Below are 20378 nucleotides of genomic sequence, written 5' to 3' on the forward strand. Positions count from 1 at the left end.
GATGGACACGCCCCGCATCCGGATCCTGTTGGACAACGACACCGGAATCGACGACGCACTTGCGCTGGCCTACCTGGCCGCCTGCGACCACGTGGAGATCGTGGCGGTCACGGCCACGCCCGGCAACGTCGACGCCGACCAGGTCGCTGCCAACAACCGGGCGCTGTTGGCGTTATGCGGGCAGCCGCAGGTGCCGGTGCTCATCGGCGCGCGGGCCCCGCTGCAGGTCCCGCTGACCACCACCCCGGAAACCCATGGCCCGCAAGGGGTCGGCTACGCGACGCTGCCGGATCCCGGACCCGCCGCCGGCCATGGAATAGACGCTGTCGACCACTGGATCGAGGCAGCCCGCGCCAACCCCGGGGAACTCACTGCCCTGCTGAGCGCCCCGCTGACCAACTTCGCGCTCGCGCTGCGCCGGGAACCACGGCTTCCCTGGTTGTTGGGCCGGGTGGTGATCATGGGCGGGGCCTTTTACCACCAGGGGAACACCACCCCGACCGCGGAGTGGAACACCCACGTGGACCCGCACGCCGCCGCCGAGGTCTACGCGGCCTACACCGCGGCCGCCCAGGCGGGTCTCGACGTCCAGAAGTTGCCGATCGTGTGCTCGCTGGATTCCACCGAGCGCTTCGAGATGCAGCCCGGGCTGCTCACCGACCTGGCCGCCGCGGCGGGCTGCGCCGAACCCGAGCATGTGCTTGCCGGGGACCCGGAAGGCACGCGCAGCACCGCCTCGAACCCGTTGGTGCGCTATCTTTCCGACGCGCTGCGTTTCTACTTCGAATTCCACCGCCACTACGACCAGGGCTACATCGCCCACGTACACGACTACTTTGCCGCCGGCATCGCCGCCGGCACGCTCGAGTACCGCAGCGCCGGTGCCACCGTGGATGTCGAAACCGAATCCCCGTTGTTGACGGGAACCACCGTGGCTGACTTCCGCGCGCTCTGGGGAAAGCCCGCCAACGCCCGCGTCGTGTCCTGGAACGATCCGGCGGCGGGGTTTGCCGAACTCGTTTCCCGCCTCGGTGCCCTCGCCAGGCGGCTGGACGGGGCTCCCCAAGGGGAACCGGGCCCGGGCCAAATCGGCTAGAATCATTCACCGGGCCGAGGTGACATAGGCCCCCGCTCCCGCCCAGCTGCGCCACCGGTCCTCACCGGCTGCGCCCCCAGCACCCGAGGAATGCCCCCACCATGTCACCGAACCTGACCCTGCCCGAGAAAGCCGCAGGGCACGCCCTGCGCGGCCGGATCCTTGCCGCCGCCGGAGTGCTCCTGCTGGCCGGCACCTACACCGTCCTGGTCCTGACCCAGCCGACCGGCCTCGTCGACGGCCTCGGCCAAGGGGTTGCCCTGGCCACCTTCGCGGCCTACCTGGCAGCCGCGCTCCTGCTGCTCGCAGCCGTGCTGCCCGAGCTGCCGGTCTCCACGCTCACCCTGATCCCCGTGGCACTTGCGCTGAACATCGTGCTGGGCCAGTTTGTCGGGTCCGTGATGATCCCGCTCTACCTGGACTCGCTGGGCACGGTGCTGGTCGGCTTCCTGGCCGGACGCCGCGCCGGGGCAGCCACCGGCGTGCTCGGCACTCTCATCTGGTCGTTGTTCAACCCGACGGTGCTGCCCTTCGCGGCCGGTGCAGCGCTGGTCGGCTTCCTGGCCGGCACCGCCGCCCGCTTCGGTGCGCTGCGCCGCCCCTACCTGGCCCCGGTGGCCGGGCTCTTGGCCGGGATCCTGGTGGGCGTTCTCTCCGCACCCGTCGCCGCCTTCGTCTTCGGCGGGACCTCCGGGGTGGGCACCGGCGCGCTGGTCGCCGCATTCCGCTCGATGGGGGACTCGCTGCTGGGCGCCGTGACCAAGCAGGCGCTGATCTCCGATCCCGGGGACAAGGCCATTGTCTTCCTGCTCGCCGCGCTGCTGGTGTATGCGCTGCCCGGGCGGCTGAGTGCAGGCTTCGCGTTCGTGCGCCGCTATCGGGTGCTCGGCCGCCGCGGCTCCCGCTAGGAAGCTGCCAGTGTCCCGCACCGCACCATTGCATCCCTTCACCGTGCTCGCCCTCGCAGCGGCAGTCGTGGCCACCACCACGGCAGCCGGCCGCTGGTGGCTCAGCGCCACGGTGCTGCTGGGCTGCGTGCTGCTGGCGGTGCGGGCGCGCCGTGGGCGGAGGTTGGCAGGGATCGCTGCCGCCATCCTGCTGCCGGCCTGGGGCTCCCAGCTGCTGATCCACGGTCTGGTCGACCGTACCGGCAGCCATGTGCTGGCCGCTGCCGGCCCGCTAAGGATCACCACCGAGGGGCTGGCCACCGCCGGGCAGCTGGGGCTGCGCACCGCCGTGCTGGTGGTCGCCGGGCTGCTGTGCACGCTGCTCATCGACAGGCACGACCTCGTCGCCGCCGTCGATCTCTCCGGCGCCCCGCCGCAACTGGGCTACCTGGTGGCCGCCACGCTTTCCCTGCTGCCCCGCCTGGCCGAACGGCAGCGCGCCATCGGTGAAGCGCAGGCGCTGCGCGGGGCGGCCGCCGGTGCCGGGCCGGCTGGCTGGTGGCGCCGGATCCGCCTGTGCTCGGTGCCGTTGGTGCTTTTCGCCCTGCAGGACGCAGCCGACCGTTCCGCCCACCTGGCCGCGCGCGGCTTCCCGGCTGCGGGGCCGCACACCCGCCTGCGTTCGGTGCCCGACTCGGCCGCCCAGCGCCGACTGCGCCGGGCAGCGCTTGCCTGCATCGTCATCGGCCCGCTGGCGGTCCTGGCCCCGGAATGGATGGCCGCCGCATGAGCACGACGCGCAACGCAGTGCTCGAGCTGGACTTGGAACGCTTCCGCTACTCCGGGGCCGAGCACGACACGCTTGCCGGCATTTGCCTGTCCCTGGCACCGGGATCGCTGACGGCAATCGTGGGGGACTCGGGCTCCGGCAAGTCAACGCTTGGTGCGGTGCTTGCGGGGATGTTGCCCCGCCACGACGGCGACGACCTGGACGGGTGCATCACCCTCGCCGGGCGGGAGATCCGCCACGGTGCCGGCGCCGACCCGCGCATCGATCCGGTGGGGTGGGCCCGCCACGTCGGAATGCTGCCCCAGGATGCCCGGCACTACCTCTCCGGGGTACGCGAAACCGTGGAGGAGGAACTGGCCCTGGGACTCGAGAACGCCGGGGTGCCGCGCGCCGACATGCGCCTGGGCATCGCCGCGCTGGCCCGGAAACTTGGAATCGGCTCCCTGCTGACCCGTGATTCGGGGAAGCTCTCCGGCGGGCAGGAACGCCTCGTGGCGCTGGCCGCTCTCGCTCTGGGCGCCGCGCCGGTGCTGGTACTGGACGAACCGCTGGCCGGCCTGGATGCCTCCGCGGCGGCCCAGGTCTCGGCCCTGCTGGATCACCTGCGCTCCGAGGGGACAGCGCTGGTGCTGCTCACCCGCAGCCTCGATGGGTTGGCGGCCGGTGCAGACCGGGTGCTGTCGCTGCGCGCCGGCAGCACCAGCTCGGCCGAGGGCGCCGATGTGGCCGGCAGCGTGCCGGCACCACCACCGGCTCACCGGAATCCGCGCGCTGGCGCGGCCTTACTGCTCGAGTTCGCCGGCACGGAGCTCGGCTATGCGGGATCCGCCGACCCCGTGGTGGCGGGACTGGACCTGCAGGTGAGGGCCGGTGAATGCGTCGCGCTGGCCGGGCCGAACGGAGCGGGCAAGACCACGGTGCTCAAGGCAGCGGCCGGGTTGCTGCGCCCCGGCGCCGGACGGGTCGTTGACCATGCGCGCCCCGGCGGGTCCATCGGGCTCTTAATGCAGAATCCCTCCGACCAGCTCTTCGAACGGACGGTCCGCCGCGAGGTCGCCTTCGGCCTGCCCAAACGCGGTCCTCAGGCGGCGCGGGTCCCGGAGGTGCTGGCCACCCTGGGGCTGGCCGCCGAGGCGGAAACCCACCCCTACGAGTTGCCCGCCTCCGCCCGGCGCCTCGTGGCCCTGGCCACCGTGCTGGTGCGCGATCCGAGCGTGCTGTTGCTCGATGAGCCGACCGAGGCGCTGGACGCGGAAGGGGTGGCGCGGCTGCGGGGTGCGATCGGGAAGGTGCTGGACCGCGGCGGCGCCGTGCTCTTCTCCACCCATGACGAGGCGTTCATGGCTGCCACCGCGCACCGCGTCCACAGAATGGAACCTGCCCGGGCCGCCAGGGCATAGAACGGAAAGTGGGTCCCGGAATCACCCATCGGCTCCGTTGGGACTGCCGGGGCCGGTAGTGTGGGATTTCTTGGGGGCCAACGAGCCATGGGAGAAGCATGCCAGAGGATTTTGAGCGGTGGGATGTGCTGGTCCGCGACCAGCAGCGGATCGGGGTGCTCTACCGGAACCTTGAATCCAACGTGTTGCTGACCCGCGTCCTGGTGGAGGAGGGCGACCAACCCTATCGGGCAGAGTCGCGCGTGCGGCTTGACCCGGGCTCCGATGCCTGGGAGCTGAGCTGGTTCCGGGACCTAACCATGGACCAGGCCCGGATCATGCGCCGGGAGACGCAGGATCCGCCCGTGGAATCCATGCCGAGCTTTGCAGACATCCTGATGTTGCAGCGGGCCATCCGGGATCCCGGGAACCCGGTGGAATATGTGCGCCTGAACGAGTCCGGCCAGGAGATACACGACCCCCTCGTCCCTCGGCGCGCGGAACCCAATGCGCGGATCCAGCAGGTGGGCCCGCCCGAAGAACTCCCCATCCCGTTGGGCGGCATTCTTTCGGCCCGGCGTTTCGAGGCCTGGGCCGACGGGCTGTTGGTTGCCACCCACTGGGTCAACGATGCGAACGAGCTGGTGTGCACCCGATGGGGAACAAACACCACGGCCTTCGGCGTGCCCGGGGCACCCAGCGAGGCCGGCTGGCTCTCGCTGTCCGGGCTCGATGAGGGAACCGTCGGGTTCATGACCCACGGCTTCGATGCCTAGTCTCGGGTGCCCGGCCGCCGAAAGGCCCAACCAAGGGGCACCCTAGACGTAGATGAGGACGTCATCGCCCTTGATTTCCGCGGCAAAGCGCTCCAGCGCGCCGCGGGCAGGACCGGCGACGGCCTTGCCGTCCTCGGGCTGGAAGAACGAGCCGTGGCAGGCGCAGTAGAACGCCTCGTCGTCATTGGGCGACTTCGCGCCGACGGCACATCCCTGGTGGGTGCAGATTGCCGAGTAGGCGAGAACGGATTTTTGGTTCGGGCGGAACAGCAGGAAACCTGCCTGCCTACCCGCTGCCTCGCCCTGGGTGAGGACCGCTTCAACCGACAGGCGCGTACCCACGGCCAATTCGGCGGTGGTCGCCACCACGGTGCCGGTGCCGACGGGCTCCGGAGGGGCGGAGGGCACGTTGTTGGGTGCCGCCGAGGAACCGTCGCCGCAGGCGGCAAGGGCCAGGGTGGCACCGGCTGCCACGGTGGTGCCACCAAAGGCGCGACGCGTGATGGGGGAAGAAAGCGAAGTCATGATTCCCATCATTTCATGCACGTGCGCAGGCAGGATCGAAGTGGCGGTGCGATGTCACTTACAACCCCTGCCGGGGCCCGGCAGGCTCCCGGATCAGAGGAAGATCTTGACCTTGTCACCCTCGATCGCAGCCGGAAAGCGCTTCAGCGAAGCGTCGGCGGGGCCCTGGGCGACCGAGCCATCGGCTTTGGAGAACTTGGAGCCGTGGCACGGGCACTCAAAGGTTTCGCCGCTGCCGCTGCCGACCTTGCATCCCTGGTGCGTGCACACGGAGGTGTACGCGAGGACGGTTGCCTCGTCGGGTCGGTAGAGCAGGTATCCGCTTCCGTTGACGGTGACCGAGGCGGTACCGTCCACCGGCAGACGGGAGACATCGATGGCGTCTGTACCGGTGCCGGTGGCTTCCGGGAGATCCTGGGCCTTATCGCCGGACCCGCACGACACCAAGGTCACCGCGGCGCCGGAAACCAGCGCGGCGCCAATGACACTTCTGCGGGTGGGCACAAGCGTGATCTTTTCTTTCATAAGCAAAGTGTCGCGCACAATCGCGCCAAGGTCGATGGAAGGGAGCAGGAATTTTTTGGCCCCGGCCACCGGGGACGCCGCGGGCGGGGCAACGGCTCGATCCGTTGCCCCGCCCGCGTCACGCTGACTTCTGAGCCAAACCTCAGTCCTGGTGGAACTTCCGGCCGTTGACCCGCTCGGAGGCGCCCACCTGGTCGAGGTACGGGGTGATGCCTCCCAGGTGCATGGGCCAGCCGGCTCCCATGACCATGCACAGGTCGATGTCCTCGGGTCCCGCGACCACGCCCTCGTCGAGCATCAGCCCGATTTCCCGGGCCAGTGCGTCCTGCGTGCGCACCAGCAGTTCCGCTTCAGTGCTCGGGCTGTTGCCGAACTCCAGCAACCGAAGCGTGGACTCCGGGATTTCCGCTCCGCCGTCCGCCGTGGGTGTCCAGAGCGAGGTGATGCCGTGGGAGATGAGCACCTGCTGGTTTTTGGAGACGTGGAAGCGCTCGCCGAAGGCCGCGTGCAGTGATTCGGAGACGTGGTGCGCCACCGGGATCCCGACCATGGCCAGCAGCGTGAACGGGGTCATCGGCAGGCCCATCGGATGCAGTGCGCCATCGGCGGTGGCCGCATCGGTCCCGTCGTCAAAGGCCTGGGCGATCTCGCCCATCAGGCGCAACAGGATGCGGTTCACCACGAAGGCGGCCTCGTCCTTGACCAGCACGCTGGTCTTGCGCAGTGCCTTGCCAGTGGCGAAGGCGGTGGCCAGGGCAGCCTCGCCCGTCTGCTCGGCCCGCACGATCTCCAGCAGCGGCATCAGCGCGACGGGGTTGAAGAAGTGGAAGCCGACCAGGCGCTCGGGGTGGGCCAGGTCCCGGCCCATCTCGGTCACCGAGAGCGAGGAGGTGTTGGTGGCCAGGATGCATTCGGGCGAGACCACGGCCTCGACCTCGGCAAATACCTGTTTCTTGACGGCCAGTTCCTCAAAGACCGCCTCGATCACGAAATCGGCATCCGCGAAGGCCTCCTTGGACACCGCACCGGTGACCAGCGCCTTGGTGCGGTTGGCGGCATCGCCTGAGATCCTGCCCTTGGCCAGCTGTTTGTCGACCTCACCGTGGATGTGGGCCAGGCCCTTGTCCACTCGTGCTTGGTCGATGTCGGTGATGACCACCGGCACCTTGAGGTTCTTGGCGAAGAGCAGGGCCAGCTGCCCGGCCATGAGCCCGGCACCGACCACCCCGACCTTGGTGACGGGCCGCGCCAGCTTGGCGTCCGGGGCGCCGGCGGGGCGCTTGGAACGCTTCTGGACCAGGTCAAGGAATGCGTACACGGTGTTGTGGAAGGCGTTGGTCTGCATCAGTTCGGTCAGTGCCGCGATTTCCAGTGCTGCAGATTCCTTCTGGGTGATGGAGGCACCGGCCTCGAAGACCTCGAGCACCTTGGCCGGCGCCGGGGCCGCGTTGGAGGTCTTGGCCTCCACGAAAGCCCGGGCCTTGGCCGCGGCGGCGGCCCAGCGTGCGGCAATGGCCGGGTTGCCGTTCGGTTCAACCGCGTTCGGGCGCTGCACCGTGGTCCCGCCGCCGAGCACGCCCTCGGCCCAGAGCAGGGATTGCTCCAGGAAATCGGCAGGCTCGAACAAGGCGTCGGCAATGCCGAGCTTCGCGGCCGCGATCCCGTCCAGCGAGCGGTTGTTGTTCAGCGGGTTTTCGATCATGACCGTCATGGCGGCCTCGGGCCCGGTGAGCCGCGGGAGCCGGTAGACCCCGCCCCAGCCCGGGACCAGCCCGATGAAGGCCTCGGGCAGCCCGATGCCGTTGGCTCCGGTGGAGACGGTGCGGTAGGTGCAGGCCAGCGCGATTTCCAGTCCGCCGCCCAGTGCCACGCCGTTGATGAACGCGAACGTCGGTACCCCCAGGTCCGCGAGCAGGTCGTAGGCTGCGTGGCCCAGTTCCGCCATGGCGCGCCCGTGCACCGGCTCGGTGAGGTTCTTGACCCCGGAGAGGTCGGCGCCGGCGACCAGGAAGTGCGGCTTTCCGGTGATGGCCAGGGCCTGGATCTCCCCGGCGGCGGCGCGGCGCTTTTGCTCGGTGAGCGTGGCGTGCAGTTCCAGCAGGGTGTTGGGTCCCAGGGTGGTGGGCTTGGTGTGGTCGAAACCGTTGTCAAGGGTCACCAGCGCCATCCTGTGGCCGCCGGGCAGCTGGACGTCCTCCACGAGCGAGTGGGTGATGATCTCGTGGGGGACCAGCGAGGCAAGGGAAGCGAAATTTTCAATGGTGCTCTGGCTCATGGCCTTAGGCGTCCTTTCCGTAGTCTGCGTGGTGCGGGTTTTCCCAGATCACTGTGCCGCCCATGCCCAACCCGATGCACATGGTGGTCAGGCCGTAGCGCACCGTGGGATCCTGCCTGAATTGGCGGGCCAGCTGGGTCATCAAGCGCACGCCCGAGGAGGCCAGCGGGTGGCCCACGGCGATGGCGCCGCCGTAGCGGTTCACCCGGGGGTCGGTGTCCTCGATGCCGTAGTGGTCAAGGAACGAAAGAACCTGGACCGCGAAGGCCTCGTTGATCTCGAACAGCCCGATGTCGTCGATGGAAAGGCCTGCCTGGGCCAGGGCCTTCTCGGTGGCCGGGACCGGGCCGATGCCCATGACCGAGGGTTCGACACCGGCAAAGGCGTAGGCAACCAAGCGCATCTTGACGTCCAGGCCCAGTTCCGCCGCGGCCTCGGCGCTGGCCAGCACCGCGGCGGTGGCCCCGTCGTTCAGGCCTGCGGCGTTGCCGGCGGTGACCCGGCCGTGGGCGCGGAAGGGGGTGCGCAGCTCCGCCAGCGACTCGAGCGTGGTGCCCGGGCGGGGCGGCTCGTCGGACGTGTGCAGCTTGAAGCCCTCACCGGGGCGGCGCGCCGCGACCGGGACCAGATCCGGCTGGATGTCCCCGGCCGCGTAGGCCGTGGCGAGTTTTTGCTGGGAGGCCACCGCGTAGGCATCGGCGCGATCCTTGGTGATGGCGGGGAAGCGGTCGTGCAGGTTCTCGGCGGTGTTGCCCATGTTCAGGGCCGCCGGGTCAACGATGCGTTCGGCCAGGAAGCGGGGGTTCGGGTCGGCCCCGGCGCCCATGGGGTGGTTGCCCATGTGTTCGACGCCGCCGGCGATGACGACGTCGTAGGCCCCGAAAGCGATGGAACCGGCGGTGGATGTCACCGCGGTCATGGCCCCGGCGCACATGCGGTCGATGGCGAAACCGGGCACCGAGCGGGGCAGGCCGGCCAGCAGCGCGGCGGTGCGCCCGATGGTCAGGCCCTGGTCACCTCTCTGCGTGGTGGCGGCGATTGCCACCTCGTCGATGCGCTCGGGTGGCAGTGAGGGGTTGCGGCGCACCAGCTCGCGGATGCACTTGACGACGAGGTCGTCGGCGCGGGTGCCGTGGTAGATTCCCTTGTCTCCGGCCTTGCCGAAGGGGGTGCGGACGCCGTCGACAAAGACCACGTCGCGGACCTGACGCGCGTTGCGCGTGTTCACTGGCTGGGGGCTCACCGGTACTCCTTGAGATGGATGATGGGGATGTGATCCACCCCATACGCTACTGGTGAGTAACTTAGAGTGCAAGCCGGGTGCACGAGGGCAAGAAAAGGCCGGGCAGGTAATTCCCGATCCCGGAAAAAACCTGCCCGGCCCTTCATCAGCGCTTGGCCAACTCGTCCGGGTCCAGCAGCGCCACGGTGAGCACCGGGCCCACCAGCTCGATCTGCCACTCGCGGGCGCCCAGGCCCCGCAGCGTCGCCGACACGGTGTCCGGATCGATCTCCGCCGGCGGGCTCCAGCACAGCCGGCGCAGCGTGTCGGGGGTGAGCAGGTTCTCGGTGGGAATGTTCATGGCCTCGGCGGTGCGGGCCACCCGCGCGCGGGCCGTCTGCAGCCGCGCGGCAGCCACCGGGTCCTTGTCGGCCCAGACCTTGGGCGGCGGGGGCGAGTTCGACGGCACCTGGTTGGGTGGCAGGTCGCTGGTCGCGGCCGCGTCCTGCAGGGCGCGCAGCCACTTGGGGGCGTCCTTGGCGGCCGAGCGGCCGTGGAAGCCGGGGGTCTTCAGCAGCGCGGGAACGCTCTTGGGCATGGCCTTGGCGGCGGCGACCAGCGCGGAATCCGGGATCAGCCGGCCCGGGGCCACGTCGCGGGTCTGGGCCAGGGACTCGCGGGTCTCCCACAGGGCGCGCACCGCGGCCAGGGTCCGGCGGTCGCGGATCTGGTGCAGGCCGGAGGTGCGGCGCCACGGGTCCACGCGGGGTGGTGCCGGGGGGGCCTTGCGCACCGCCTCGAACTCCTCCTCGGCGAACCCCAGCTTGCCGTCGGCCTGAAGGATCTTGATCAATTCCTCGCGCAACCGGTCAAGGACCTCGACGTCGAGGGCGGCATAGCGCAGCCACGGTTCAGGCAGCGGGCGGGTCGACCAATCGGCGGCCGAGTGTTCCTTGGCCAGCCGCAGCCCCAGCAGGGATTCCACCGCGGGGCCCAATCCCACGCGCGGCAACCCCGCGATGCGGGCTGCAAGTTCGGTGTCAAAGAGCCGTGCCGGGTCCATGCCCAGCTCGCGCAGGCAGGGCAGGTCCTGCGAGGCTGCATGCAGGATCCAGGTCTCGTCGCCGATGGCCTCCTGGATCGGGTCCAGGTTTTCGAAGGGCACCGGGTCGATCAGCCAGCTGCCCGAACCCTCGCGGCGCAGCTGGACCAGGAAGGCGCGCTGGCCGTAGCGGAAGCCGGAGGCCCGCTCGGCGTCAACGGAGACCGGGCCGGTGCCTGCGGCAATGGCGCGCGCGGCACGGCGCAGGCCGGGGTCCGTGGTGACGACCTCGGGAACCCCGTCGCGCGGGGTGTCCAGCAAGACGGGTTCGGGCAGAACCTCCTGCGGCGCTTCGTCGGTTTCCGGGGCGTGCGCCGGGGCGGACGGATCGTCCTTCACGGTGCTGTGGCTGGGGTTCGAGGCATGGGGGGTGCTGGTCATGGTCTATCGATTCTAGTACCGATTGCGCCGGGACCGGGTTTGACGGGCCGCGGGCGGATGAATCTAGGAGAGCCTGCGGTGCGGAAGTGCCGTGACTCCGCTGGGCAGCGGGGGCAGGCCGGCAAAGGTGCAGACCATGTCGGCCCAGGCCTCAAGGTGGGTGGAGATGTGGTGGTCGCCGGGGGTCCAGGAAGCGCGCAGTTCGATGTCGATGGTCTCGCTGCGGTCCTCCAGGGTGCCGTAACTCTCCGACAGCACGCGGGTCGCGGTGCCGCCGGCCTGTCGGTAGTCGGCGCCGGATTCGTTCAGTGCATCCAGCAGCCAGGTCCAGGCCACCGAGCCCAGCATGGCGTCGTTGCCCATTTCCGAATCCATGCGGGCCCTGATGTAGGTCACGATGCGGAAGGTGCCGTCCCAGAGGGCGGAACCGGCCGGATCGTGCAAGAGCACGAAGCGCCCGGTGGCCAGTTCCTCGGCGTGCACCGCCGGTGCCGACTGGTCCGTCCTGCGCGGGACGCGTTCGAGGACATCGGCGGACAAGGCCAGGGCGTAGGGCGCCAGGCGGGCCGGTGCGGGAATTTCCTGGAGGTGGATCTCGCGCCGGCAGCTGGCACGGCGAACTGCGGCCAGGGCTTCGAGGAAGGCCGGCGGCACTGCTTGGACTGGTCCGTTTGAACTCACATGGCCACTCTAAAGTGTGGCCGTCGCCATGCCGCCTGCGGCACGCCGGGGAGCGGGACCCCGTTGCGCCCCGCCCTCCGGCGCCCGGTTGGGGACCACGCCCCCCTAGTTGGCGGCAAGTTCCTCGGAGAGTGCCGCGACGAAGGAATCGACGTCCGCCTCGGTGGTGTCGAAGGAGCACATCCAGCGCACCTGGCCCGCGGCGCGGTTCCAGTCGTAGAAGCGGAAGCGCTCGCGCAACCTGTCGGCAACGGCATTGGGCAGCTCGGCAAAAACGCCGTTGGATTGCGTCGGGTAGACCAGCTCCACGCCGTCGGTTGCCTCGACCGCCGCCGAAAGCCTGGCGGCCATCGCATTGGCGTGCGTGGCCGAGGTCAGCCACAGGTCGGAGCCGTAGAGGGCCAGCAGCTGGGCGGAGATGAAGCGCATCTTCGAGGCCAGCTGCATGTTCATCTTGCGCAGGTACTTCATCGACTCGGCAGGGCCATCGGAGAGCGTCACGATGCCCTCGCCGAACATGATGCCGTTCTTGGTGCCGCCCAGGGTCAGGATGTCGATTCCGGTGCCCGTGGCCATCTCGCCCAGCCCCACGCCCAGGGCGGCTGCGGCGTTGGAAATGCGTGCCCCGTCCATGTGCACGCGCATGCCCAGCGAATGGGCGTGGTCGGTGATGGCCCGCAACTCCTCCAGGGTGTACAGGGTGCCCGTCTCGGTGGACTGTGTCAGCGAGACGGCCAGCGGTTGGGCTCGGTGCTCGTCCCCCCAGCCCCAGGCCTCCATGTCGATCAATTCGGGGGTGAGCTTGCCGTCGGTGGACGGCACGGAGAGCAGTTTCATGCCGCCCATGCGCTCCGGGGCGCCGTTCTCGTCGACGTTGATGTGGGCGGTGGCGGCACAGATGACCGCTCCCCAGCGCGGCAGCAGGGACTGCAGCGCGATGACGTTGGCACCGGTGCCGTTGAACACCGGGAAGATCGTGGCGCCCTCGCCGAAGTGCCCGGCGACGACGGAACCGAGTTCCTCGGTGTACTGGTCATCGCCGTAGGAGACCTGGTGCCCGCCGTTGGCTTGGGTCAGGGCCGAAAGGACCTCGGGGTGGACACCGGAGTAGTTGTCCGAGGCGAAGCCGCGCACAGAAGAATCATGAATCGAAGTAGTCACTGGCATTGCGTCCTAACAGGGTGGGATTGTGGGGGGGGGAGTTAGCGGGTGGGCAGGTGGATGCGCGCACCGTTGAGCGTGGCTGCCTCGCCGGAGAAAAGCTCAACTGCAGCCGCGCCCAGGGCCGCGACGTCGGTGTGTCCGGCGGTGTTGCGCTCCGGGTGCGCCGCGCGGGCCTGGGCGTCGGTGAACGCCTTGATGACCCAGATGGCGGCTGCGGCGCGCTGGGGAACCGGGTTGTCCTTGTTTCCCGCCTGCGCCGTGCGCAGCTCGGCGGCCACCGCGCGCATCCAGGCCTCGGCCCCGGCCTTGGCCGTGGTGTAGTTGGCATTGGAGCCGGCCGGCGCATCGACGGCGGTGGCCGAGACGATGGCCACGCGGCCGCGGCGCGAGGCCACCAGGTCGTCGCGGAAGACCCTGGTGGTGTTGCGCAGCGTGGTCACGACCTGCGTGTGCAGGAATTCGTAGTCGTCGTCGCTTTGCCCGGCCAGGCCCTTGCCGCCGCGCCAGCCGCCGACCAGGTGCAGCAACCCGTCGACGGGACCGCGCTCCACGTCGATGAGCTGGCGCAACTCGGTCACCGCAGCGTGGTTGGCCAGATCGACTTCGTAGCGCCCGTGCACGAAGGGCAGCCGTTCGGCAAGCCTTTCGGCGTTGGAACCTGCCGCCAGCACCGTGGCGCCGGCGGCGCACAGTGCATGGGCAGCCGCGACGCCCGAGGCGGAGGTGGCCCCGGCAATGAGTACCTTCAAATCAGTGAGGTCAGCCATGGAAGCGAGTCTAGCCTTTGCTGGTGGTTTCGGCGGCGGGATCAGATGGACGAGGTGCCGGTGATGCCGATGGTGGAGTCGATGACCGGGCGCAATTTCTTGGCCAGGGCCTCGTAGAACATCGAGTGCGGGAACTCGTCGTCGAGGACCTCGTTGGTCATCTCGCGCAGCGGGGAGGAGAGCGGCAGCGCGTCGGCCCCCTTGGCCCACACCGAGCCCGGGTGCGGGACCAGGGTCGCTGAGACCAACTCGTAGGCGGCCAGCCAGTGGGCGATCTTCGGGCGGTCGATCGAGCGCCAGTACAACTCGTCGATGGCGTCTCCCAGGGCCGAGACCACCGCGGGGACCTGGTTCCAGTCGATGGACAGCTTGGTGTCGGTCCAGTGCAGCACGTGGTGCTGGTGCATCCAGGCGAAGAGCAGCTGGCCGCCCACGGCGTCGTAATTGCGGGTGCGGGTACCGGTCATGGCGAAGCGGAAGATCCGGTCGAAAATCACCGCGTACTGCACCAGCTGGGCACGGTGTCGCGTGGTGGGGTCGGCCGAGATGTCGTGCTGGATCTTCACGCATTCACGGAAGGCGGTGAGGTCGCAGCGCAGCTCCTCGAGCGAGTAGAGGAAGTAGGGCATGCGCTGCTTGATCATGAACGGGTCGAAGGGCAGATCCCCGCGCATGTGGGTGCGGTCGTGGATCAGGTCCCACATCACGAAGGTTTCCTCGGTGAGGGCCTGGTCCTCGAGCATTTCGGCGGCATCCGCGGGCAGCTCCAGGCTGGTGATCTGTGCGGCGGATTTCAGCACGCGGCGGAAGCGGGCCGCCTCGCGGTCCTGGAAGATCGCGCCCCAGGTGAAGGACGGGGTCTCGCGGATGGAGACGGACTCGGGGAAGAGCACCGCGGAGTTGGTGTCGTAGCCCGGGGTGAAATCCAGGAAGCGCAGCGGGACAAAGAGCTTGTTGGAATAGTCCCCGGCCTCAAGCCCGGCGATGAACTCGGGCCAGATGACCTCGACGAGGACCGCCTCGAGCAACCTGTCGGTGGATCCGTTTTGCGTGTACATCGGGAAAAGCACCAGGTGGCGCAAGCCATCCTCGCGCGCCAGCTGCGGGGCGAAGGCGCGCAGCGAGTCAAGGAAGTCGGGAATGCCGAAGCCCGAGGCACTCCAGGTGGCCAGGTCGGAGACGAGTCCCTCGAGGTAGGCAGCGTCGTGCGGGAATTGCGGGGCCAATGCGTGCAGCGATTCGGCGATGGCCACCGCCAGGGCCGCGGCGCGCGGCTTGTCGGCAGCCTCCGGCACCGAGCCGTCCTGCCCCTGGAGGCCCTGGAACTCGGTGGCCGCGGCCTTCAGCGCCAACCACGGCGCGGAATTGACGAGCTCTGAGTTGGACAGCGGCTTGGGAAGAGTTGCCTGTGACATGGTGGGAGACCCCTTTCGGTACGGCTGGATGCGACGCGCGGATGCTGCGGACCTTAGCTTGGTTCCAGCGTACTGAGGGGTCGTGGTTACTGATTGAAAAACGGTGTGAGCATCAGCAATGCTGTTGCATGTGCCATGCCGTGCTCACCAAGGCATGTGTGCAGGGAATGCTCGGCCCCGGGGGCACAACAGTGCCCCCGGACCCGGGGATCCGCACGTGTCGCCGGCTAGCTCGTCTTGAGCCGCAGCGAGACCGAATTCATGCAATAGCGCTGGTCGGTGGGGGTATTGAAGCCCTCCCCCTCAAAGACGTGGCCCAGGTGCGAATCGCAGGCAGCACAACGCACCTCGATGCGGACCATGCCCATCGTGGAGTCGCGGATGTAGCGCACCCGGTCCTCGGCCAGTGGGGCGAAGAACGATGGCCACCCGCAGCCGGCATCGAACTTGGCGTTGGAGGTGAAGAGCTCATGGCCGCAGGCGCGGCATTCGTAGACGCCCTCGGTGGTGGTGTCCCAGTACTCGCCGGTATAGGGACGCTCGGTCCCGGCCTTGCGCAGGACCTGGTATTCCTCCGGGGTCAATTCGGTGCGCCACTGCTCGTCGGTCTTGGTGACGACTGGGGTGTCGGGGGTGCTGGATTCTTCTGGGGGCTGGATTTCACTCACACAACGCACAACACCGGCATGGTCCTGCCCATTCCCGGCACGATGCCGACCAGCCAATTCCCTTCGTGCCAAAACCACTGGGTGGCGGCTTTTATTTGCAATGATGGTAGGCATGAAGGAACAACATTCCCCGATGCCCCCGCGCGCCCGATCCGCAGGCAAGGGCCTGAGCTGGGCGCTGCTGGGCGTGGGCATCGGCGCGGCGGCGGGATCGGTGTTTGCCGGCAGCGTTTCGGCGCTGGCCGCCTACTTTGCCCGCCGCGTGGTGACGCCCGACGCGGAGCCGGACCAAAGCCTGGAGATCCTGGCATTGGTGCCCACCGCGGAGGGCAGCGACGTGATCCTCTCGGCGAACAAGGATTCCACGGCCCCGGGACGATACTCGCTGTTCTTCTCCGCAGACACCGGTCATGCACGCCTGGGCGAGCCCAAGGGCTACCGCCTGGGTGACGGCACCGTGACCCGGGCGGTGGAAAAAATCTACTTCGGAGACCTGTCCACCGCGGCCCGCGGACGGTTCTCCGGAATCGTCTACGATTCCCCCGAGGACCTGGACGTTGAATACGACGAGGTCGAGATCCCCATCCTGGGCGGTATGGCCCCGGCATGGTTCGTCGAAGGCAGCTCCGAGGCGGACACCTGGGCGATCTGCGTCCACGGCCGCGGCGCCAACCGCAAGGAGGGGCTGCGCGCGATCCCGACGCTGCAGCGGCTTGGGCTCAGCGCACTGCTGGTCTCCTACCGCAACGACGGGGTGGCCCCGGCAGCAGTTGACGGTCGCTACGGGCTGGGGGCCACCGAATGGCCCGACATCGAGGCGGCCATCGACTACGCGATTGCCCAGGGGGCGAAGGAAATCCTGCTCTTTGGCTGGTCCATGGGAGGGGCCATTGCCTTGCAGGTGGCGGACAGGTCGCGGCACGCACGCAGGATCGGCGCGCTGGTGCTGGACGGGCCGGTGATCAACTGGATCGACGTGCTCTCGCACCAGGCCAAGCGCAACCGCATCCCCGAGGCAGTGGGCAGGTTCGGCCAATGGCTGCTGGTCAACAAGGCGGGACGCTGGATCACCGGGCTTGCGGCGCCCCTGGACCTGAAGATCCTGAACTGGGTCGAGCGGCACGACCAGCTGCGCCTGCCCACCCTGATCCTGCACAGCGAGGACGACGACTTCGTCCCCATCGGCCCTTCCGAGCAGCTGGCGGAGCTGAACCCGGACATGGTGGGGCTGCGGCGCTTCAGCCGGGCGGGCCACACCCGCGAGTGGAACGTCGATCCGCAGCGCTGGGAGGCGGAGGTCGCCTCCTTCGTCCGGTCAGTGCTGGAGGCCCCGCGCCCGGGCGGCTGGGCAGCCACGGAAGACTAGTGGGAAATTGCGGCGACATCTGCCTCGGTGAGGCGCTGCAGGTCCGCCGGGGCCAGCTCGAGGTCAAGCCCGCGGTGCCCGCCGGAGACATAGACGGTCTCATGGGCCAACGCGCTGGCATCAAGCAGCGTGCGCGAACGGTTGCGCTGGGCCAGCGGCGAAATGCCGCCCACCACGTATCCGGTGCGGCGCTCTGCCACCGCCGGGTCGGCCATTTCCACCTTCTTCAGCCCCAGGGCCACGGCCATGGCCTTGAGGTCCAGCGACCGGTCGACCGGGACGATCCCGACCACCAACGCCGCGGGCCCCGGTTCCCCGGTGGACACCAACAAGGTCTTGAACACCCGGGACGCTGGGACGCCGATGGCCTCCGCCGCTTCCATCCCGTAGTTCTCCACGGACGGGTCGTGGACGTATGAGTGCACCGTGTAGGGGACCGACTCGCGGTCCAGCAGCGTGGTCGCGGGCGTGCCGGTCGAGTGTGTGTTCTTTTTCTTGGACATGGCTTTCCCCAATCCTCCGTTAACCGCGTTTGGGCGCCGGCACGTGCCGACGCCCAAACTTCTTCGATCGTTTCGGCCTACGAGCCGGCAGCGGCAACCCGCTCGCTGACCTGTCGCTTGATACGGGCAAGCATGGCACTCATGCCACGCAAACGCAACGGTGTCAGGGCCCGGGTCAACCCCAGCTGCTGCGGCATGTCGTCGGGGACGGCCAGCACCTCGGCGGCCGGCAGTCCGTCGAGCCCCTGGTGCAGGACGGAGGCAAACCCGCGGGTGGTCGGTGCTTGCGGGGGAGCGGAGAAGAACAGTGATACCCGGTGCTCGCCGGCGGGCTCGACCTCGATGTTCAGGAACAGCGGGGTCTGGCACTCAACGACCTGCTCCAGCAGGTCGGGGTGTTCGGCCAGGCGTTGGGGAAGCTCGGGGAGTTCCTCGGAGAAGTCCAGCAGCATCTCCAGGCGCTCGGGCTCGGTGACGGACTGGAAATCCTCGACGATCTCGGCCAGGGCCTGTGGCAATTCGCTCATGCTGCTACGCCCCCGTATCCCGCAGGCACGGCGCCGGGCTCGATGCCCTTCACGATGGGCACGCGCACGGCGTTGCCCCATTCGGTCCAGGAACCGTCGTAGTTGCGGACGTTCTCGAAGCCAAGCAGGAACTGCAGGGCAAACCAGGTGTGGCTGGAGCGCTCGCCGATGCGGCAGTAGGTGATGATGTCGTCGCCGGACGCCAGCCCGGCCTCGCCGAGGTAGATCGCCTCGAGCTCGGCGCGGGACTTGAACGTGCCGTTCTCCTGGGCGGCGCGGGCCCAGGGCACCGAAGCTGCCGTGGGGATGTGCCCGCCACGCAGCGTGCCCTCCTCGGGGTAGGCAGGCATGTGGGTGCGCTCGCCGGTGAACTCCTCGGTGGAGCGCACATCGATCATGGGCTTGCCGAAGTGCCCCAGTACCTCGGGCAGGAACGCGCGGATGACGGTGTCGTCGCGCTCGATGACCGGGTAGCTGCCCGGGATGACCGACGGCTTCTCGCGAGTGGTCTCCCGGCCCTCGGCGATCCACTTGTCGCGGCCGCCGTCGAGCAGGCGGACATCTTCGTGCCCGAAGAGGGTGAACACCCACAGGGCGTAGGCGGCCCACCAGTTGGACTTGTCCCCGTAGATGACCACGGTGGTGTCGCGGCTGATGCCCTTGGACGCCATCAGCGCGGCGAAGCGCTCGCCATCGACGTAATCGCGGGTGTCTTCGTCGTTGAGCTCGGAGTGCCAGTCGATCTTCACGGCATTGGGGATGTGGCCCGTGTCGTAGAGCAGGATGTCCTCGTTGGATTCGACAACCACCAGGCCCTCGGTGGAAAGGTTGGCGGCCAGCCAGTCGGTGGACACCAGTCGTTCGGGATGGGCGTAGTCGGCGAATGACGGATTGGAGTCGATGGGAAGGCTCATGCTGAATTGACCTCGCAACAAAAAATCGTGGGATGGTGTTTCTCCAAGCCTAGCGATCCGGGGGGTCGCCGGCGGTGAAACAGGGTCATTCGGCGCCATATTTCGCTCCAAGCGTCGGCGTTTGTGCCACCGGCAGCGAGGCGGTGGCACACGCGAACGAGCCCCGTTTTAGTGGTTGTCGATTCTGTGGGCGTAAAATGGCGGGGGCGTGTCTTCGCGCTGCGCACGCACACCATCATTCGAAGATTTAAGGACCGTTCCGCCGTATGGCCACGATTACGCATCTTTCCCAACGGACCCCCACGGTCTCCATCGACGACCTGCTCGCCGGTTTCCACCCGTCCTACCGCTTTGGCGAGGTGTCGTTTGACACCTACCGGCCGGACCCGGCCTGGCCCACCCAGGCCGAGGCGGTCACCAAGCTCAAGCACTTTGCCTCGACCATCGGCAATTCCAAGGGCGGCTTCCTGGGCAAGCTGTTTGGCAAGAAGAAGGTCGAGAAGTCGGGGATGTACCTGGACGGCGGCTTCGGCGTGGGCAAGACCCACCTGTTGGCTTCGCTGTGGCACCTGGCCCCGGGCCGGAAAGCGTTCGGCACCTTCGTGGAGTACACGAACCTCGTCGGGGCCCTGTCCTTCCGCCAGACCGTCGAGGTGCTGAGCACCTACTCGCTGGTCTGCATCGATGAATTCGAGCTTGATGACCCGGGGGACACCGTGCTGATGTCCCGGTTGATGCGCGAGCTTTCCGATGCCGGCGTGAAAATCGCAGCGACCTCCAACACGCTTCCGGGCGCACTGGGCGAGGGCCGCTTTGCCGCCGTGGACTTCCAGCGCGAGATCAAGGTGCTCTCCGAACAGTTCGACGTCCACCGCGTGGACGGCGTTGACTTCCGCCACCGCGGGCTCCCCGACGCCCCGGTGCCGCTGGAGGACGCGGGCATCCAGGAGTTCGCCGTCGAGCGCTACGGGGACAAGACCTTTGCCGTTGACGAGTTCGCGGACCTGGTCGGGCACATGTCCAAGGTCCACCCCAGCCGATACCGTGCCTTGCTGGCCGAGACCGACGTGCTGGTGCTGCACAACGTCGAAACCATCACCGAGCAGGCGGTGGCGCTGCGCTTCGTGGTGCTGGCCGATCGCCTGTACGACAAGGACGTGCCGATCATCGCCTCGGGCAAGCCGTTCAGTGAGTTGTTCACCCCGGAAATGATGGCCGGCGGATACCAGAAGAAGTACTTCCGTGCCGTTTCGCGCCTCACCGCACTGGCCCGCGAAGGCCAGACGGGGGAACCGGCGCTGTAAACCCAACGCACGAAGGCCGTGACGGCCGCCGTCCGCAACCACCTCGTTTCCGAGGTGGGAGCGGGGGACGGGCCTCACGGCCTTTTTCGTGCGCCAAGGGGTCCGCAAACC

The 20378-nt window shown here is 68.5% G+C and carries 20 protein-coding genes; 7 read left to right on the top strand and 13 right to left on the bottom strand.

Annotated features, from left to right (window positions below):
- Position 1 precedes the first annotated feature (1 nt).
- From ABD687_RS00990 to ABD687_RS01010, 5 genes are all read left to right on the top strand, one after another.
- The gene (locus tag ABD687_RS00990) at positions 2 to 1096 is read left to right on the top strand and encodes a nucleoside hydrolase (RefSeq protein ID WP_310288009.1); all 1095 of its coding nucleotides are present in this window, start codon (positions 2 to 4) and stop codon (positions 1094 to 1096) included.
- 101 nt (positions 1097 to 1197) lie between these two features.
- A complete protein-coding gene (locus tag ABD687_RS00995; protein ID WP_310288006.1) occupies positions 1198 to 2004 on the top strand; it encodes an ECF transporter S component in 807 nt (268 codons plus the stop codon).
- A 10-nt stretch (positions 2005 to 2014) separates the two neighbouring features.
- Positions 2015 to 2773, top strand: coding sequence for a CbiQ family ECF transporter T component (locus ABD687_RS01000; protein WP_310288005.1), 759 nt, complete (start codon positions 2015 to 2017; stop codon positions 2771 to 2773).
- Positions 2770 to 4173 carry an ABC transporter ATP-binding protein gene (locus tag ABD687_RS01005; RefSeq protein ID WP_310288002.1) on the top strand — a complete coding sequence of 468 codons (1404 nt, stop codon included), beginning with the start codon at positions 2770 to 2772 and terminating at the stop codon, positions 4171 to 4173. Before ABD687_RS01000 ends, ABD687_RS01005 begins: the two co-directional genes overlap by 4 nt.
- A gap of 98 nt (positions 4174 to 4271) precedes the next feature.
- On the top strand, positions 4272 to 4928 hold the full coding sequence (locus tag ABD687_RS01010) for a hypothetical protein (RefSeq protein WP_310288000.1): 657 nt from the start codon (positions 4272 to 4274) through the stop codon (positions 4926 to 4928).
- A gap of 42 nt (positions 4929 to 4970) precedes the next feature.
- On the opposite strand, the gene ABD687_RS01015 is transcribed toward ABD687_RS01010, so the two are convergent.
- The 10 genes from ABD687_RS01015 to msrB all read right to left on the bottom strand — a co-directional run bounded on the left by ABD687_RS01015 (position 4971) and on the right by msrB (position 15644).
- Positions 4971 to 5453 carry a Rieske (2Fe-2S) protein gene (locus ABD687_RS01015; RefSeq protein WP_310287998.1) on the bottom strand — a complete coding sequence of 161 codons (483 nt, stop codon included), beginning with the start codon at positions 5451 to 5453 and terminating at the stop codon, positions 4971 to 4973.
- A gap of 93 nt (positions 5454 to 5546) precedes the next feature.
- Positions 5547 to 5957: a QcrA and Rieske domain-containing protein gene (locus ABD687_RS01020; protein WP_310287995.1), complete on the bottom strand. Its 411-nt coding sequence runs from the start codon at positions 5955 to 5957 to the stop codon at positions 5547 to 5549.
- A gap of 163 nt (positions 5958 to 6120) precedes the next feature.
- A complete protein-coding gene (locus tag ABD687_RS01025; RefSeq protein ID WP_310287993.1) occupies positions 6121 to 8253 on the bottom strand; it encodes a 3-hydroxyacyl-CoA dehydrogenase NAD-binding domain-containing protein in 2133 nt (710 codons plus the stop codon).
- A gap of 4 nt (positions 8254 to 8257) precedes the next feature.
- Positions 8258 to 9496, bottom strand: coding sequence for a thiolase family protein (locus ABD687_RS01030; protein ID WP_310287991.1), 1239 nt, complete (start codon positions 9494 to 9496; stop codon positions 8258 to 8260).
- Positions 9497 to 9641: 145 nt separating this feature from the next.
- Positions 9642 to 10958 (bottom strand): HRDC domain-containing protein, encoded by a 1317-nt coding sequence (locus ABD687_RS01035; RefSeq protein WP_310287989.1) that lies wholly within the window; start codon positions 10956 to 10958, stop codon positions 9642 to 9644.
- A 63-nt stretch (positions 10959 to 11021) separates the two neighbouring features.
- The gene (locus tag ABD687_RS01040) at positions 11022 to 11639 is read right to left on the bottom strand and encodes a DUF3000 domain-containing protein (protein WP_310287987.1); all 618 of its coding nucleotides are present in this window, start codon (positions 11637 to 11639) and stop codon (positions 11022 to 11024) included.
- Between the two features lie 105 nt (positions 11640 to 11744).
- Positions 11745 to 12806 carry a threonine aldolase family protein gene (locus tag ABD687_RS01045; RefSeq protein WP_310287984.1) on the bottom strand — a complete coding sequence of 354 codons (1062 nt, stop codon included), beginning with the start codon at positions 12804 to 12806 and terminating at the stop codon, positions 11745 to 11747.
- A 35-nt stretch (positions 12807 to 12841) separates the two neighbouring features.
- Positions 12842 to 13570, bottom strand: a complete 729-nt coding sequence (locus tag ABD687_RS01050; RefSeq protein ID WP_264270678.1) for an SDR family NAD(P)-dependent oxidoreductase — start codon at positions 13568 to 13570, stop codon at positions 12842 to 12844.
- Positions 13571 to 13611: 41 nt separating this feature from the next.
- Positions 13612 to 14985, bottom strand: a complete 1374-nt coding sequence (locus ABD687_RS01055) for a DUF6421 family protein (RefSeq protein WP_310287980.1) — start codon at positions 14983 to 14985, stop codon at positions 13612 to 13614.
- A 227-nt stretch (positions 14986 to 15212) separates the two neighbouring features.
- Positions 15213 to 15644: a peptide-methionine (R)-S-oxide reductase MsrB gene (msrB, locus tag ABD687_RS01060; RefSeq protein ID WP_377700384.1), complete on the bottom strand. Its 432-nt coding sequence runs from the start codon at positions 15642 to 15644 to the stop codon at positions 15213 to 15215.
- 121 nt (positions 15645 to 15765) lie between these two features.
- Between msrB and ABD687_RS01065 the strand changes: the two genes are divergently transcribed.
- Complete coding sequence (locus ABD687_RS01065; RefSeq protein ID WP_310287975.1) at positions 15766 to 17019, top strand: alpha/beta hydrolase; 1254 nt, start codon at positions 15766 to 15768, stop codon at positions 17017 to 17019.
- Here the strand turns inward: ABD687_RS01065 and ybaK are convergent.
- The 3 genes from ybaK to ABD687_RS01080 form a co-directional block, all read right to left on the bottom strand.
- Positions 17016 to 17522: a Cys-tRNA(Pro) deacylase gene (gene ybaK, locus ABD687_RS01070; RefSeq protein WP_310287972.1), complete on the bottom strand. Its 507-nt coding sequence runs from the start codon at positions 17520 to 17522 to the stop codon at positions 17016 to 17018. The genes ABD687_RS01065 and ybaK overlap by 4 nt on opposite strands.
- 77 nt (positions 17523 to 17599) lie before the next feature.
- Entirely contained in the window at positions 17600 to 18049 is a 450-nt protein-coding gene (locus tag ABD687_RS01075) for a SufE family protein (protein WP_310287969.1), read from the bottom strand.
- Positions 18046 to 18963: a sulfurtransferase gene (locus ABD687_RS01080; RefSeq protein ID WP_264270683.1), complete on the bottom strand. Its 918-nt coding sequence runs from the start codon at positions 18961 to 18963 to the stop codon at positions 18046 to 18048. Before ABD687_RS01080 ends, ABD687_RS01075 begins: the two co-directional genes overlap by 4 nt.
- A 266-nt stretch (positions 18964 to 19229) precedes the next feature.
- On the opposite strand from ABD687_RS01080, the gene zapE reads away from it, so the two are divergent.
- A complete protein-coding gene (zapE, locus tag ABD687_RS01085) occupies positions 19230 to 20267 on the top strand; it encodes a cell division protein ZapE (RefSeq protein WP_310287966.1) in 1038 nt (345 codons plus the stop codon).
- Positions 20268 to 20378 lie beyond the last annotated feature (111 nt).

Origin of the sequence: Paeniglutamicibacter sulfureus (assembly GCF_039535115.1) — a bacterium.
In the GTDB taxonomy this organism is placed as follows: Bacteria; Actinomycetota; Actinomycetes; order Actinomycetales; family Micrococcaceae; genus Paeniglutamicibacter; species Paeniglutamicibacter sulfureus.

Bases quoted from the DNA above. Each gene is read 5' to 3' on its own strand.
- ABD687_RS01075 (WP_310287969.1), bottom strand. From the start codon at position 18,049: ATGAGCGAATTGCCACAGGCCCTGGCCGAGATCGTCGAGGATTTCCAG.
- ABD687_RS01035 (WP_310287989.1), bottom strand. From the start codon at position 10,958: ATGACCAGCACCCCCCATGCCTCGAACCCCAGCCACAGCACCGTGAAG.
- ABD687_RS01005 (WP_310288002.1), top strand. From the start codon at position 2,770: ATGAGCACGACGCGCAACGCAGTGCTCGAGCTGGACTTGGAACGCTTC.
- ABD687_RS01055 (WP_310287980.1), bottom strand. From the start codon at position 14,985: ATGTCACAGGCAACTCTTCCCAAGCCGCTGTCCAACTCAGAGCTCGTC.
- ABD687_RS01010 (WP_310288000.1), top strand. From the start codon at position 4,272: ATGCCAGAGGATTTTGAGCGGTGGGATGTGCTGGTCCGCGACCAGCAG.
- ABD687_RS01065 (WP_310287975.1), top strand. From the start codon at position 15,766: ATGAAGGAACAACATTCCCCGATGCCCCCGCGCGCCCGATCCGCAGGC.
- ABD687_RS01045 (WP_310287984.1), bottom strand. From the start codon at position 12,806: ATGCCAGTGACTACTTCGATTCATGATTCTTCTGTGCGCGGCTTCGCC.
- zapE (WP_310287966.1), top strand. From the start codon at position 19,230: ATGGCCACGATTACGCATCTTTCCCAACGGACCCCCACGGTCTCCATC.
- ABD687_RS00990 (WP_310288009.1), top strand. From the start codon at position 2: ATGGACACGCCCCGCATCCGGATCCTGTTGGACAACGACACCGGAATC.
- ABD687_RS01025 (WP_310287993.1), bottom strand. From the start codon at position 8,253: ATGAGCCAGAGCACCATTGAAAATTTCGCTTCCCTTGCCTCGCTGGTC.
- ABD687_RS01080 (WP_264270683.1), bottom strand. From the start codon at position 18,963: ATGAGCCTTCCCATCGACTCCAATCCGTCATTCGCCGACTACGCCCAT.
- ybaK (WP_310287972.1), bottom strand. From the start codon at position 17,522: ATGTCCAAGAAAAAGAACACACACTCGACCGGCACGCCCGCGACCACG.
- ABD687_RS01050 (WP_264270678.1), bottom strand. From the start codon at position 13,570: ATGGCTGACCTCACTGATTTGAAGGTACTCATTGCCGGGGCCACCTCC.
- ABD687_RS00995 (WP_310288006.1), top strand. From the start codon at position 1,198: ATGTCACCGAACCTGACCCTGCCCGAGAAAGCCGCAGGGCACGCCCTG.
- ABD687_RS01015 (WP_310287998.1), bottom strand. From the start codon at position 5,453: ATGACTTCGCTTTCTTCCCCCATCACGCGTCGCGCCTTTGGTGGCACC.